Source organism: Caulobacter sp. DWR3-1-2 (assembly GCF_049896225.1).
Classification (GTDB): Bacteria; Pseudomonadota; Alphaproteobacteria; order Caulobacterales; family Caulobacteraceae; genus Caulobacter.
Map to the genome: position 1 here is coordinate 201,322 of NZ_JAFCTW010000006.1, position 12,174 is coordinate 213,495.

Sequence of the window (12,174 nt, forward strand, 5' to 3'; positions counted from 1 at the left end):
GTAGCGCTGTCCCCGTTTGGAGCCCCCGCGTGTCCGACCCAGATCTCAAGAAGACCCCGCTCTACGATGCGCACGTCGCTGCCGGCGCCCGCATGGTTCCGTTCGCCGGCTACCACATGCCTGTGCAGTACAAGGACGGGGTGCTGAAGGAGCATCTTTGGACCCGCGAGCACGCAGGATTGTTCGACGTCTCGCACATGGGCCAGGCCCGGCTGCGCGGCGACAACCCGGCCAAGAGCTTCGAAAAGCTGGTTTCGGCCGACTACCAGGGCCTCAAGCCCGGCAAGCAGCGCTATGCCGTACTGCTCAATGCCGAGGGCGGGGTGATCGACGATCTGATGACGGCGCGGCCCGACGACGACGGCCTGTTCATCGTCGTCAACGGCGCCTGCAAGGACAATGACTACGCCATCATCGCCAAGGCGCTGGAAGGCGAGGCGACCGTCGAGCGCCTGGAAGACCGCGCCCTGTTGGCCTTGCAAGGCCCAAAGGCCGCCGCGGTGCTGGCCGCCCACGTGCCGCAAGCCGCCGGCATGGTGTTCATGGACACCGCCGCCCTGACCGCCTTCGGGACCGACGCGATCATCTCCCGCTCGGGTTATACCGGCGAAGACGGCTACGAAATCTCGGTCCCCGCGACCGAAGCCGCGCGCATCTGGAACACGCTGTTGGAAGACGAACGCGTCAAGGCCATCGGCCTGGGCGCCCGCGACAGCCTGCGCCTGGAGGCCGGCTTGCCGCTCTATGGCCATGACATGGACGAGACGATCTCGCCGATCGAGGCGGGCATGCCGTTTGCCGTGGGCAAGAGCCGCCGCGAGGCCGGCGACTATCTGGGCGCAGAGCGCATCGCCAAGGAACTGGCGGGTGACCTCAAGCGCGTCCGGGTCAATCTGAAAGTGCTGGAAGGCGCGCCGGCCCGTGAAGGCGCGCAGATCGCCGACGAGACCGGCGCCGTGGTCGGCGTGGTCACCAGCGGCGGCTTTGGTCCCAGCTACGGCGGCGCCATCGCCATTGGCTTCGCGCCCCCCGCCCTGTCAGCGATCGGGACCAAGCTGAAAGTCATCGTTCGCGGCAAGCCGCAGGCGGTCGAGGTTGTGGCCTCGCCGTTCGTCCCGACCCGCTACGTGCGCAAGATTTAGAAAAGGTCCCAGACCATGAAGTTCACCAAGGATCACGAGTGGGTTGAAGTCGAGGGCGACGTCGCCACCGTCGGCATCTCCGGCTACGCCGCTGAGCAACTGGGCGACGTGGTGTTCGTCGAGACGCCCGAAGTCGGCAAAGTCGTCAAACAGGGCGAAGGCCTGGCGGTGGTCGAAAGCGTCAAGGCCGCCTCCGACGTCTACGCCCCGGTGTCGGGCGAGGTGGTCGAGGCCAACGGCCAGCTGTCGGACGCCCCCGAGACCGTCAACGCCGTGCCCGAAGCCGGCGGCTGGTTCGCCAAGATCAAGCTGAGCAATCCGTCTGAGGTCGACGCCCTGATGGACCGCGTGGCCTACGAAGCGTTCCTCTCGACCCTCTAAGATCGGTGGGGGTGACCCCGCCGCCGCAAACACCCCCATCCCCGACCCTTCCTCCTTCAAGGGGGAAGGGAGAAGGAACTCTCAATGCGCTACCTCCCCCTGACCCCTCAAGATCGCGCCGACATGCTCGGCGTCATCGGCGCGGAGACCATCGACGAGCTGTTCGTCGATGTGCCCGCCGTCGCCTATCGCAAGACGCCGGTGGACCTGCCATTCCACGCCGGCGAGCTGGAGGTCGAGCGCGAGATGCTGGCCCTGTCGCGCCGCAATCGCTCGGCCTCCGAGGGGCCGTTCTTCGTGGGGGCGGGGGCTTATCGCCACCATGTGCCGGCCACGGTGGACCACATCATCCAACGGTCGGAGTTCCTCACCAGCTACACGCCCTACCAGCCCGAGATCGCTCAGGGCACGCTGCAGGTGCTGTTCGAGTTCCAGACCCAGGTCGCCGCCCTGACGGGCATGGAAGTGGCCAACGCCTCGCTCTATGACGGCTCCACCGCCGCCGCCGAGGCGGTGATGATGGCCACCCGTGTCACCCGCCGGGGCAAGGCCGTGCTGTCGGGCGGCCTGCACCCGCACTATGTCGGCACGGTCGAGACCCTGGCCCACGCCGCCGGCGTCGCCACCGACCGCCTGGCCGCCGCGATCGACGCCGAGGACGCGGTGGTGGCGGCTATCGACGCCGACACCGCCTGCGTCGTCGTCCAGACCCCCAATGTGTTCGGCACCGCCACCGACGTGACCAAGATCGCCGCCGCCGCCCAGGCGGCCGGGGCCCTGCTGATCGTGGTGACCACGGAGGCCGTGTCCTTTGGCCTGCTGAAGTCGCCCGGCGAGATGGGCGCCGACATCGTGGTCGCCGAGGGCCAGTCGATCGGCAACGGCCTGAACTTCGGCGGCCCCTATGTCGGCCTGTTCGCCTGCAAGGAAAAATACGTCCGCCAGGCCCCCGGCCGGCTGTGCGGCGAGACCGTCGACGCCGACGGCCGTCGCGGCTTCGTCCTCACCCTGTCGACCCGCGAGCAGCACATCCGCCGCGACAAGGCCACCTCCAACATCTGCACCAACAGCGGCCTCTGCGCCCTGGCCTTCAGCATCCATATGAGCTTGCTGGGCGAGACGGGCCTGCGCCGGCTGGCCCTGATCAACCACCAGAAGGCCGTGGCTCTGCGCGACGCCCTGGCGGCCGTGCCGGGCGTCGAGATCCTGACCCCCCGGTTCTTCAACGAGTTCGCGGTGAAGCTGTCCCGCAACGCCGCCGAAGTGGTCGAGACCCTGGCCGCCAACGGCGTCATCGCCGGCGTGCCCTTCTCGCGCCTCGACCCGGCCGCCGGCCTCGACGACGTCCTGCTGGTCGCCATCACCGAGACAACGCCCGATAGCGATATCCTTCTCTTCTCCAAGGCCCTGACCAAGGTGCTGGCCCAATGAGCATGAACAACGTTGGACGGCCGACCCGTCCCGAAGCCTCGCCTGACGCCGTGAACGATTATCTTCACCCCACCCTGACCGGCGCTCGCGGGCTCCTTCAGGACGAGGCCCTGATCTTCGAACTGAACGCTTGGGACAAGACCGGCGTCGATCTGCCGGATGCTCCCCCGGCCGACGACCTTGGCGACCTGCTCCGCACCGCGCCGATCGGCCTGCCGGGCCTGTCCGAGCCCGAGGCCGTCCGCCACTATGTGCGCCTGAGCCAGAAGAACCACGCCATCGACCTGGCGCTGTATCCGCTGGGCTCGTGCACGATGAAGCACAATCCTCGCCTCAACGAGAAGATGGCCCGCCTGCCGGGCTTCTCCGACATCCATCCGTTGCAGCCGCAGTCGACGGTGCAGGGCGCGCTGGAACTGATGGACCGCCTGGCCCACTGGCTGAAGACGCTGACGGGGATGCCGGCGGTGGCGCTGAGCCCCAAGGCCGGCGCCCATGGCGAGATGTGCGGCATGCTGGCCATCCGCGCGGCCCACGAGGCCAATGGCCAGGGCCACCGCAAGACCGTGCTAGCCCCGACCAGCGCCCACGGCACCAACCCGGCCACGGCGGCCTTTGTCGGCTACACCGTGGTCGAGATCGCCCAGACCGACGACGGAAGAGTCGACTTGGCCGACCTGGAGTCCAAGCTAGGCGATCATGTGGCCGCCATCATGGTCACCAACCCCAACACCTGCGGCCTGTTCGAGCGCGACGTGGTCGAGATCGCTCGGCTGACCCATGCGGCCGGGGCCTATTTCTACTGTGACGGGGCCAATTTCAACGCCATCGTCGGCCGGGTCCGCCCGGGCGACCTGGGCGTCGACGCCATGCACATCAACCTGCACAAGACCTTCTCCACTCCGCACGGTGGCGGCGGTCCGGGCGCGGGTCCGGTGGTGCTGAGCGCCGCCCTGGCGCCGTTCGCCCCCACCCCGTGGATCGTCAATCACGAACACCGCTTCACGCTTGTCGAGGAGGCGAGGGGCCCCGCCGCCCAGGCCTTTGGGCGGATGAGCGCCTTCCATGGCCAGATGGGCATGTTCGTGCGGGCCTATGCCTACATGCTCAGCCACGGGGCCGACGGCCTACGGCAGGTGGCCGAGGACGCGGTGCTGAACGCCAACTACATCAAGGCCCGCCTCAGCGACCTGATGAGCCCGGCCTTCCCGAATGGCCCCTGCATGCATGAGGCCCTGTTCGACGACACCTGGCTGGACGGCACCGGCGTCACCACCCTCGACTTCGCCAAGGCGATGATCGACGAGGGCTTCCACCCGATGACCATGTACTTCCCGCTGGTAGTTCACGGCGCCATGCTGATCGAGCCGACCGAGACCGAGAGCAAACAGGAGCTCGACCGCTTCATCTACGCCCTCCGCGCGCTCGCGGGGGCTGCGAAGGGGGGCGACGTGGAGCGCTTCAAGGGCGCGCCCTATCACGCGCCGCTCAAGCGCCTGGACGAGACTCTAGCGGCCCGAAAGCCACGCTTGAGGTGGAAACCTGTGGCCGCCGCGCCACTGGCTGCGGAATAGAGGCCACAGTCGGGTTAAGCGACAACGGGACGCCTTTACGGAGAGGCGCCCCAATCTCATATCGGGTCATGTGAGCCGAGAGGCCGGCCTGTCGCCGGGATCAAGCGGACCACGGAACCCGTTTCTTCCCGTCATGAACCTCGTCCTCGCCATGCCTTCCGTGCGTTTCTCCGCCGCCGACGAACTCGCCCGCGAGCTTCTCGGGCGGATTTCGCGCGTGGTCTTGGTGACGCTGGGCTTGATCCTGGTGGTGGCGGGCTTTCTGATCGCGCCTCTGCCCGGTCCGCTGGGCGTGCCGTTGACGGTCGGCGGGCTGATGCTGGTGCTGCGCAACTCGTTCCGGGCGCGCAAGCAGTTCGTGCGCTTCCAGCATGCCCATCCCAAGCTGCTGTTCCCGCTGCGCCGTCTGCTGCGCCGCGAGCCCGAGGTGCTGCCGGTGGCGTGGCAGCAGGTGCTGCGCATGGAGCGTTTGATTGTGCCGCATCGCTGGCGCGTGGCCAAGCGCTGGCGCCGGTCGCTCAAGCGCCGGTCTTCCGCGCACCTCGCGCACAAGCGGCGGCCGTGAGCGGCGCCGCCGAAACGCTCGCCAGGTTGCCTTCGAGGCTCTATCGCCGCCGTCGCCGTCTGGCCCTTGTCCTGCGTGAAACCGCGGGGCGCGTCGCCCGCTGGGCGGCGCTGGCCTTTGGCGTGCTCGTGCTGTTGGCCGGGGTGATCCTGACGCCACTACCGGGCCACCTGGGCCTGCCGCTGCTGGTCGTCGGCCTGATGATCGTGCTGCGTAACTCGTTCCAGGCCAAGCGCCGGTTCCTGCGTTGGCAGAGGCGTCACCCCAAGCTGATCTTCCCGATCCGCCGCCTAATGCGCCGCGAGCCGGAGATTATGCTGGTCGCCTGGCAGCAATTGTTGCGGTCCGAGAAGCTGTTCCTGCGCAAGGCGTCCTGGCGGGTGCTGAAGCGCGGGCGGAAGTATTTGCGCCGGCGGTGGCTGAAGAAGCAGCCGGCTTAGCGGCGGGACCCGAACTCCTCCCCCTGTGGGGGAGGTGTCGGCGACGCCGACGGAGGGGGGAGTGATCGGGCAGCCAATCACAGCCCTGATCGACGACCCTAAAACTCCCCCCACCGATCGCTGCGCGATCGCCTCCCCATAGGGGGAGGGCAATACAAAAAGGGCGCGCCCCTTGCGGAGCGCGCCCTCGATGATTTCGCGAACCTGAAACCGCTATTGCAGCTTCGTGCCGATCTGGCCGATGGCCGCGTCGACCAGGTTGTCCGAGGTTCCCGCCGCCAGGCGGGCGACCAGGACCTGTTCGGCGATCTGGGCGGCGAGGTCGACGGCGGCGGCCTTGACCTCGGACTGGGCCTGGGTCTCGGCCTGGGCGATCTTGCGTTCGGCCATTTCGGCCCGGCGCTTTATCTGTTCCTCGAGCTTGGCCTTGGCTTCGATCGCCATCTGCTCGACGTCGGCCTTGGCGGCCGCCAGCATGGCGACGGCCTGGCGCTCGGACTCTTCGCGTTCGGCGCGGATGGTCGCCAGCATCGCTTCGGCTTCGGTGCGGATGCGAGCGGCCTCGTCGAGGTCGGATTGGATCTTGTTGGCGGTTTCGTCCAGCTTGCCGGCGATCAGCGCCGGAGCCTTGGCCCAGATGACGATCGCGAAGAACAGGACCAAGCCGACGCCGACCCAGAACTCAGGGTTGGCGAGATTCCAGAATTCGCCTTCGAAAAACGCGGGCATCAGGCGGCTCCTCTGCGGACGGCCGAGGCGGCCTTCAGGTCGGCGGCCGAGGCGGACTTGCCGGTCAGCTTCTGGATGATGGCCATCGCCGTGTCGTTGGCCACGGCGCCGATCTGGGCCATGGCCGAGTCGCGCATGCCGGCGATCCGGGTTTCGGCTTCAGCCAGTTGCGCGGCCAGCTTGGCTTCTTCGATAGCGGAGCGTTCGGCGGCCTCGGCGGCAGCCTTGGCCCGGGCGTCGAAGGCCAGGGCTTGCGAGCGGGCGCGAGCTTCGGCCAGATCGGCGGCTGTGGCTCTGGATTGCTCCAGGGCCTCGGCCTGAACCTGACGCGCGGCCTCGAGCGCTCCGGCGATCGTGCTGGCCCGCTCGTCGATCACGCGCCGCATGCGGGGCGTGAAGACGCGGGCGATCAGCACATAGAGAATGGCGAACAGCACCAGCAGGTAGGCGATCTGCCCGCCCCAGTGCTGGAACTCGAATTGCGGCAGGCCGCCCGAGTCGTGCTCGGCGCCTGTCGCTTCATGGGTTGCGCCAGACGCGGGGTGGACCCCGGCGCCGTGGGTCGAGACCGCCGGAGCGGACTGTGTGGGATCAGCCATTACCTAAATCGTCCGGTAGAGGGGTCGCGGCGGCGCCAGTAGCAGCGCCGCCGTCAATCGTATCCGGCGTTAGCCCTTGTACGAGAAGATGATGATGCCCAGAACGAAGGACAGGATGCCCAAAGCTTCGGCCAGGGCGGCACCGACGAACAGGTTGCCGATCTGGCTGGCGGCGGCCGACGGATTGCGCAGGGCGCCCGTCAGGAAGCTGCCGAAGATGGTGCCCACGCCGATGCCGGCGCCGATCATTCCGAGGGTGGCGAGGCCGGCACCGATGAGCTTAGCGGCTTCTGCGTCCATAGTGGTCTAGTCCTAGTTGGTAAGAGGTTGAGTGGTGATGGCGGGTTGGATCCGAGCCTTAATGGCCATGACCCAGATTGACCACATCATTGAGATAGATGCAGGTCAGAACAGCGAAAACGAAGGCCTGGAGGAAGGCGACCAGGAATTCCAGGGCCGTGAGAGCGGTCAGCATGCCCATCGACGCGATGCCGATCGGAGCGCCCAGCAGCAGGCCAAGCTGGCCGGCGGCGGCGGCCGCCACGAAGCCGGCGAACACCTTGAGCGCCACGTGGCCGCCCATCATGTTGCCGAACAGACGCAGGGTGAGGGTGACGGGGCGCAGCAGGAACGAGGCGAACTCGATCGGGATGATCACCGGCAGCAGCAACCATGGCACGCCCGACGGCACGAACAGCTTAAAGAAGCCCAGGCCGTGCTTGGCGAAACCGATGATCAGCACCAGGCCGATGGTCAGCACGCCAAAGGTCGCGGTGACCGCGATCTGCGAGGTGGCGGTGAAGGCCAGCATCAGACCCAGGAAGTTCATGCCCAGGATCAGTGTGAAGACCGTGAACACGAACGGGAACAGCTTGCGGCCCTCGTGGCCGATGATCGAGTCCGTCAGGTTGTCGATCAGGCCGAACACGCCCTCGCCGACCGTCTGAAGACGGCCCGGCACGACTTGCGCGTTGGAGGTCACGGCGGTCAGGAACAGGACGATCGCCGCGAAGGCGACGGTCATGGCGACGTGCGAGTTGGTGATCGCGAGATCGACCTGGCCCACCACCGGCAAGGTGATGTCCGGAAGATCGACGATCTTCTCGATCTTGAACTGATGCAACGGATCGGCCATTGGGCCTTTCGCTCCTAGTCTACTCTGGGCTTGGAGGCTTGCGATCGCGCAGCCTCTTCCGCCCTAGCCAGCGCCATCAGCCGATTGGCCGTGCGACGCGCCATGAACAACGACAAGGCAAAGCCCAGAAGGACTCCGCCGATCAAACCCCAGGGTCCGGTCTTGGCGAACCGATCGACGATCGCTCCCAGGGCCAGCCCGATGAGCACACCGCCCAGCAATTCAGCCAGGATCTTATAGGCCTGACTCGAGGCGGCCATCTCGCCGCTGTGCGATTCAGGTCGGACCGCGCTGGCCTTAAGCGCTTCTGCCCGCTCGTCGAGGCGGCGTAGCGCCTCTGCGCGCGGATCGTCAACCTTGGACATTGGGGTTGTAGGGTCCTGCGATGGCCGAGAGAGCCGTCCCCCAGACCCAGCTTGATCGCGGCGGAACCTATAGATCGCACCGCAGTGCGTCAAGTTGGAGAGAATATCCTTCAAGTGGCAGTTTTATAACGGCTTTTGGCGATATCCGCACCGACTGAGGCAAGTCGGTCCTCGAAGTCCGGATCGGCGCCGCAACGTCAACCGCGATTTCCCCGGATTTCAATGCTGGCGCTGGAATTGGCCCGGCCCTAGCGCGGCGGAGCGGTCGATTGCAAGGCTTAGGGCGTGTTTTGGGGCTTGAATTCATTTCCCTTAAGGGCGCGAAACTTGGGAGGCCGGAAGGCGGAAAATGACGGCGCTTCGAAAGTTTCGCTCGCAACGTTCGTCATACCATTCCAATGTTACCGCAACCATGATCGGCATGCGAAGCGCCGGCGCGAGTCCATCGAGGGAAGAACACGCCATGATCCGCCTTACCCGCACTCTGCTCGGCGCCGTGGCGCTGTGCGCGCTTGGCGCGCCCGTCCAGGCCCAGACGGTCAAGCCGCAGCCGCTGCCCGCCTACAAGAACTTCCACGCCGCGATCTACATCGCCGTCAACGACGCCAAGTCGCTGTCAGACCGAGCAACCTTCGACCGCGAGTTCGAGCGGGCCAGTCGCCAGTTGCACTTCGACAAGGTCTATCTGGAGGTCTACCGCAGCAACAACTTCTCCACAGACGAACAGATCGAGCGGGTCAAGGGCTGGTTCGAGGAACGTGGGATCAAGGTCGCCGGCGGGATCACCCTGGCGGCCGGCGGCGAGGGCGGCCAGTTTGGCACCTTCGACTACGAGAAGCCCGCCGACCGCGCCGAGTGCGAAAAGGCCGTGCGCCTGGCGGCCAAGCATTTCGACGAGGTGATCCTCGACGACTTCTTCTTCTACACTTCGAAAAGCCCCGCCGACATCGCCGCCAAGGGCGACCGGTCCTGGACCCAGTACCGGCTGGAGACCATGCGCAAGGTCAGCCAGGACCTGGTGCTCGGCCCCGCCAAGGCGGTCAATCCCAAGGTGCGGATGATCATCAAATACCCCAACTGGTACGAACACTTCCAGGGCACGGGCTACGACCTGGAAAAGCAGTCGCAGATGTTCGACGGCATCTATACCGGCACCGAGACCCGCGATCCGGTGGTCACTGATCAGTTGCTGCAACAGTACGAGAGCTATTCGATCATCCGCTATTTCGACAACATCCGCCCCGCCGGCTCTAACGGTGGCAAGGGCAATGGCGGCGGCTGGGTCGATACGTTCTCCACCCTCTATGTCGACCGCTACGCCGAGCAGCTGTGGGACACCCTGCTGGCCAAGGCCCCTGAGATCACCCTGTTCAACTGGCGGCCGATGAACGAGGCCGAGGCCGTCGCGCCCGGCGCGCGTCCGTGGAAGGACAAGGCCACCAGCTTCGACTGGAAGGCCATGACGGCCAGCTACAAGAGCTCGGGCCAGGCCAATGATCCAGGTCCTGGCTGGGGCCGCGCGGCCGGCTATTCGCTGGAGAAGATCGACAAGGACCTGGGCCTGCTGGGCAAGCCGATTGGCATAGCAAGCTACAAGCCCTACCAATCGTCGGGCGAGGATTTCCTCCACAACTATCTGGGCAATGTCGGCATCCCGATCGAGCTGTCGCCCAACTTCCCGACCAATGCCGATGTCGCCCTGCTGACTCAGGCGGCGGCCAAGGACCCGAAGATCGTCGACAAGATCAAGGGTAACCTGCTGGCCGGCAAGACGGTGTTCATCACCTCGGGCCTGCTGGGCGCCCTGCAGGGCAAGGGGATCGAGGACATTCTCGAGGTGCGCGACACCGGCCGGAAGGTGGCCCTGCACGACTTCCTCAACGGCTATGGCGCGGGCAATGGCGAGAGCCTGAACGATCCCAAGCGCGAGACGCCGCCGGTGCTGTTTCCAGAGCTGGCCTTCTACACCAATGACAGCTGGGGGATCATTCGCGGGGTCGCCAACGCCAAGGGATTCCCGATCCTGCTGATGAACCGCTACGGCGGCGGGGTGCTCTATGTGCTGACCATGCCGGAGAACCCGGGCGACTTCTACAACCTGCCCCAGGGGGTGACGACCGAGATCAAGCGCTACCTTCAGCGTGACTTCCCGGTGCGGCTGGACGCCGCCGACCGTGTCAGCCTGTTCGCCTACGACAACGGGGCCTTCGTGGTGCAGTCGTTCCGTGACGACGATACGGCCGTGAACCTGTCGCTGCTGGGCGAGGGCGTAAAGCTGCGCGACATGACGACCGGCAAGCTGATCGAGGCCAAGCCCGCTGACGGCAGGGCCGACGCTTGGCGTCGTCAGGGCGTTCCGGTTCGCACCGAATTCGCTGCGGCCGTGGCCCCGCACAGCTACAGGGTCTACAAAATCGAGAAGTAGAGCTTCGAATGATCCCGGCGCGTCCATTTGCGCCGGGATCGTCATTGCTTTTCGCGGCGTTTTGGGGTCTTAGAAGCGCACTTTCCACCAACCAGAAGATTCATGTCGCAACTGAAAAACACCGGCTTCGCCGATCGCATCACCGCCGCCGCTGACGCCAAGAAGGCGATGCTGGCTAAGATGAAGCCGAAGCCCACCGTCACCGACCCCAACTTCGAGCAGCGTCACGTCGAGCGTGAAGCCGAGCTGGAAGCGGTCCGCGCCGCCCGCGCCGCCGTCAAGGAAGCCGCCCGCCAGGACGTTCTGGCGCGCGAGGAAGCCGCCTTGGCCGAGAAGCGCGCCGACCGCAAGGAGCGCAAGGCGCTGTCGGCCTCCGAGCAGAAGATCGCTCGCGACGCCAAGTACGCCGCCCGCAAGGCACGCCAGAAATAATTGACTGAACGGGCCTGGTCGCGTGGTCCTGGCCCCGTCGCGGGCGGACCTCGCGAGGGCCTTAGCCATGCATGTCGATCTGGGTCTGCTGGCGACGATGTTCGCCGTGGCGGCGATCGCCGGCGCTTTCGACGCTATCGCCGGCGGCGGCGGCCTTCTGACCGTCCCGGCCTTGCTGCTGACCGGCATGAGCCCAGTCATGGCGCTGGGCACCAACAAGCTGCAGGGCGCCGTCAGCGCCATTTCCTCGACCAGCGCCTTCGCCCGGCGGGGCCTGATCGACTGGAAGACAGCCCTGCCGGTCGCCGCCTGCGCCGCTGTCGCCGGCCTGGCCGGGGCCCTGTGCGTCAGCCTGCTGTCGCCGCGCGCGTTGGCGGCTTTGGTCCCGATCCTGCTGATCGTTATCGCCCTCTATTTCGGCCTGTCGCGTGGCCTGAAGGGCGAGGACGCCCATCCGCGCCTCACCGTGCCGGTCTTCGCCTTCTGCGTGGCGCCGCTGATCGGCTTCTATGACGGGATTTTCGGACCTGGAGCGGGGGCCTTCTACATGGTGGCTATCGTCACCCTGCTGGGCTACGGCGCGCTGAAGGCCACGGCCCACACCAAGCTGGCCAATGCAGCCTCGAACCTGGGCAGCCTGAGCCTGTTCATCTGGAAGGGCGCGGTGGTGTGGCCCATCGGCCTGACCATGGCGGTCGGGGCGTTCATCGGGGCGCAGATCGGCTCGCGGCTCGCCATGCGGTTCGGCGCCAAGCTTATCCGGCCGCTGCTGGTGGTGATGTCGTGCGCCATGGCGGTGAAGCTGCTGAGCGATCCGCAGAACCCGTTGCGGCATGCGGTGCTGGGGCTGCTTCACTGATAAAAGGTTCTCCCCTTGTGGGGGAGGCAGATCAAGTAGCGATCGGTGGGGGGAGTTTTAGGGTCCATCGATCCGACACTTCCCCCACAGGGGGAGG

14 protein-coding genes are annotated in these 12,174 nt (G+C 66.3%); 9 read left to right on the plus strand and 5 right to left on the minus strand.

What is annotated here, in order from left to right:
- The first annotated feature begins 29 nt into the window (after window positions 1-29).
- From gcvT to ACP696_RS11310, 6 genes are all read left to right on the plus strand, one after another.
- A complete protein-coding gene (gene gcvT / locus ACP696_RS11285) occupies window positions 30-1,142 on the plus strand; it encodes a glycine cleavage system aminomethyltransferase GcvT (protein ID WP_426043791.1) in 1,113 nt (370 codons plus the stop codon).
- Window positions 1,143-1,157: 15 nt separating this feature from the next.
- Window positions 1,158-1,523, plus strand: a complete 366-nt coding sequence (gene gcvH, locus ACP696_RS11290) for a glycine cleavage system protein GcvH (RefSeq protein ID WP_426009788.1) — start codon at window positions 1,158-1,160, stop codon at window positions 1,521-1,523.
- An 84-nt stretch (window positions 1,524-1,607) separates the two neighbouring features.
- Window positions 1,608-2,954 (plus strand): aminomethyl-transferring glycine dehydrogenase subunit GcvPA, encoded by a 1,347-nt coding sequence (gene gcvPA, locus ACP696_RS11295; RefSeq protein ID WP_426009786.1) that lies wholly within the window; start codon window positions 1,608-1,610, stop codon window positions 2,952-2,954.
- On the plus strand, window positions 2,951-4,528 hold the full coding sequence (gene gcvPB / locus ACP696_RS11300; protein ID WP_426009784.1) for an aminomethyl-transferring glycine dehydrogenase subunit GcvPB: 1,578 nt from the start codon (window positions 2,951-2,953) through the stop codon (window positions 4,526-4,528). The genes gcvPA and gcvPB overlap by 4 nt, the downstream gene beginning before the upstream one ends.
- A 133-nt stretch (window positions 4,529-4,661) precedes the next feature.
- Window positions 4,662-5,093: a hypothetical protein gene (locus ACP696_RS11305; RefSeq protein ID WP_426030483.1), complete on the plus strand. Its 432-nt coding sequence runs from the start codon at window positions 4,662-4,664 to the stop codon at window positions 5,091-5,093.
- A complete protein-coding gene (locus ACP696_RS11310; RefSeq protein WP_426043792.1) occupies window positions 5,090-5,533 on the plus strand; it encodes a hypothetical protein in 444 nt (147 codons plus the stop codon). Before ACP696_RS11305 ends, ACP696_RS11310 begins: the two co-directional genes overlap by 4 nt.
- A 213-nt stretch (window positions 5,534-5,746) precedes the next feature.
- On the opposite strand, the gene ACP696_RS11315 is transcribed toward ACP696_RS11310, so the two are convergent.
- The 5 genes from ACP696_RS11315 to ACP696_RS11335 all read right to left on the minus strand — a co-directional run bounded on the left by ACP696_RS11315 (window position 5,747) and on the right by ACP696_RS11335 (window position 8,361).
- Window positions 5,747-6,262 (minus strand): F0F1 ATP synthase subunit B, encoded by a 516-nt coding sequence (locus tag ACP696_RS11315; protein ID WP_426043793.1) that lies wholly within the window; start codon window positions 6,260-6,262, stop codon window positions 5,747-5,749.
- Window positions 6,262-6,861 (minus strand): hypothetical protein, encoded by a 600-nt coding sequence (locus tag ACP696_RS11320; protein WP_426043794.1) that lies wholly within the window; start codon window positions 6,859-6,861, stop codon window positions 6,262-6,264. The genes ACP696_RS11315 and ACP696_RS11320 overlap by 1 nt, the downstream gene beginning before the upstream one ends.
- Before the next feature lie 69 nt (window positions 6,862-6,930).
- Window positions 6,931-7,161, minus strand: coding sequence for a F0F1 ATP synthase subunit C (locus ACP696_RS11325; RefSeq protein WP_426043795.1), 231 nt, complete (start codon window positions 7,159-7,161; stop codon window positions 6,931-6,933).
- 58 nt (window positions 7,162-7,219) lie between these two features.
- The gene (locus ACP696_RS11330) at window positions 7,220-7,996 is read right to left on the minus strand and encodes a F0F1 ATP synthase subunit A (protein ID WP_426043796.1); all 777 of its coding nucleotides are present in this window, start codon (window positions 7,994-7,996) and stop codon (window positions 7,220-7,222) included.
- Window positions 7,997-8,010: 14 nt separating this feature from the next.
- Window positions 8,011-8,361, minus strand: a complete 351-nt coding sequence (locus ACP696_RS11335; RefSeq protein WP_426009774.1) for an AtpZ/AtpI family protein — start codon at window positions 8,359-8,361, stop codon at window positions 8,011-8,013.
- Window positions 8,362-8,824: 463 nt separating this feature from the next.
- On the opposite strand from ACP696_RS11335, the gene ACP696_RS11340 reads away from it, so the two are divergent.
- The 3 genes from ACP696_RS11340 (at window position 8,825) to ACP696_RS11350 (ending at window position 12,077) form a co-directional block, all read left to right on the plus strand.
- Window positions 8,825-10,786: a hypothetical protein gene (locus ACP696_RS11340; protein ID WP_426009772.1), complete on the plus strand. Its 1,962-nt coding sequence runs from the start codon at window positions 8,825-8,827 to the stop codon at window positions 10,784-10,786.
- A gap of 102 nt (window positions 10,787-10,888) precedes the next feature.
- Window positions 10,889-11,218, plus strand: coding sequence for a DUF6481 family protein (locus ACP696_RS11345; RefSeq protein ID WP_426009770.1), 330 nt, complete (start codon window positions 10,889-10,891; stop codon window positions 11,216-11,218).
- 67 nt (window positions 11,219-11,285) lie between these two features.
- A complete protein-coding gene (locus ACP696_RS11350; protein WP_426043797.1) occupies window positions 11,286-12,077 on the plus strand; it encodes a TSUP family transporter in 792 nt (263 codons plus the stop codon).
- Window positions 12,078-12,174 lie beyond the last annotated feature (97 nt).

Excerpts from the sequence above, each read along its gene's own strand:
- gcvPA (WP_426009786.1), top strand. The coding sequence starts at position 1,608 with ATGCGCTACCTCCCCCTGACCCCTCAAGATCGCGCCGACATGCTCGGC.
- ACP696_RS11335 (WP_426009774.1), bottom strand. The coding sequence starts at position 8,361 with ATGTCCAAGGTTGACGATCCGCGCGCAGAGGCGCTACGCCGCCTCGAC.
- ACP696_RS11345 (WP_426009770.1), top strand. The coding sequence starts at position 10,889 with ATGTCGCAACTGAAAAACACCGGCTTCGCCGATCGCATCACCGCCGCC.
- ACP696_RS11350 (WP_426043797.1), top strand. The coding sequence starts at position 11,286 with ATGCATGTCGATCTGGGTCTGCTGGCGACGATGTTCGCCGTGGCGGCG.
- ACP696_RS11305 (WP_426030483.1), top strand. The coding sequence starts at position 4,662 with ATGAACCTCGTCCTCGCCATGCCTTCCGTGCGTTTCTCCGCCGCCGAC.
- ACP696_RS11320 (WP_426043794.1), bottom strand. The coding sequence starts at position 6,861 with ATGGCTGATCCCACACAGTCCGCTCCGGCGGTCTCGACCCACGGCGCC.
- ACP696_RS11330 (WP_426043796.1), bottom strand. The coding sequence starts at position 7,996 with ATGGCCGATCCGTTGCATCAGTTCAAGATCGAGAAGATCGTCGATCTT.
- ACP696_RS11325 (WP_426043795.1), bottom strand. The coding sequence starts at position 7,161 with ATGGACGCAGAAGCCGCTAAGCTCATCGGTGCCGGCCTCGCCACCCTC.
- gcvH (WP_426009788.1), top strand. The coding sequence starts at position 1,158 with ATGAAGTTCACCAAGGATCACGAGTGGGTTGAAGTCGAGGGCGACGTC.
- gcvPB (WP_426009784.1), top strand. The coding sequence starts at position 2,951 with ATGAGCATGAACAACGTTGGACGGCCGACCCGTCCCGAAGCCTCGCCT.
- ACP696_RS11315 (WP_426043793.1), bottom strand. The coding sequence starts at position 6,262 with ATGCCCGCGTTTTTCGAAGGCGAATTCTGGAATCTCGCCAACCCTGAG.
- ACP696_RS11340 (WP_426009772.1), top strand. The coding sequence starts at position 8,825 with ATGATCCGCCTTACCCGCACTCTGCTCGGCGCCGTGGCGCTGTGCGCG.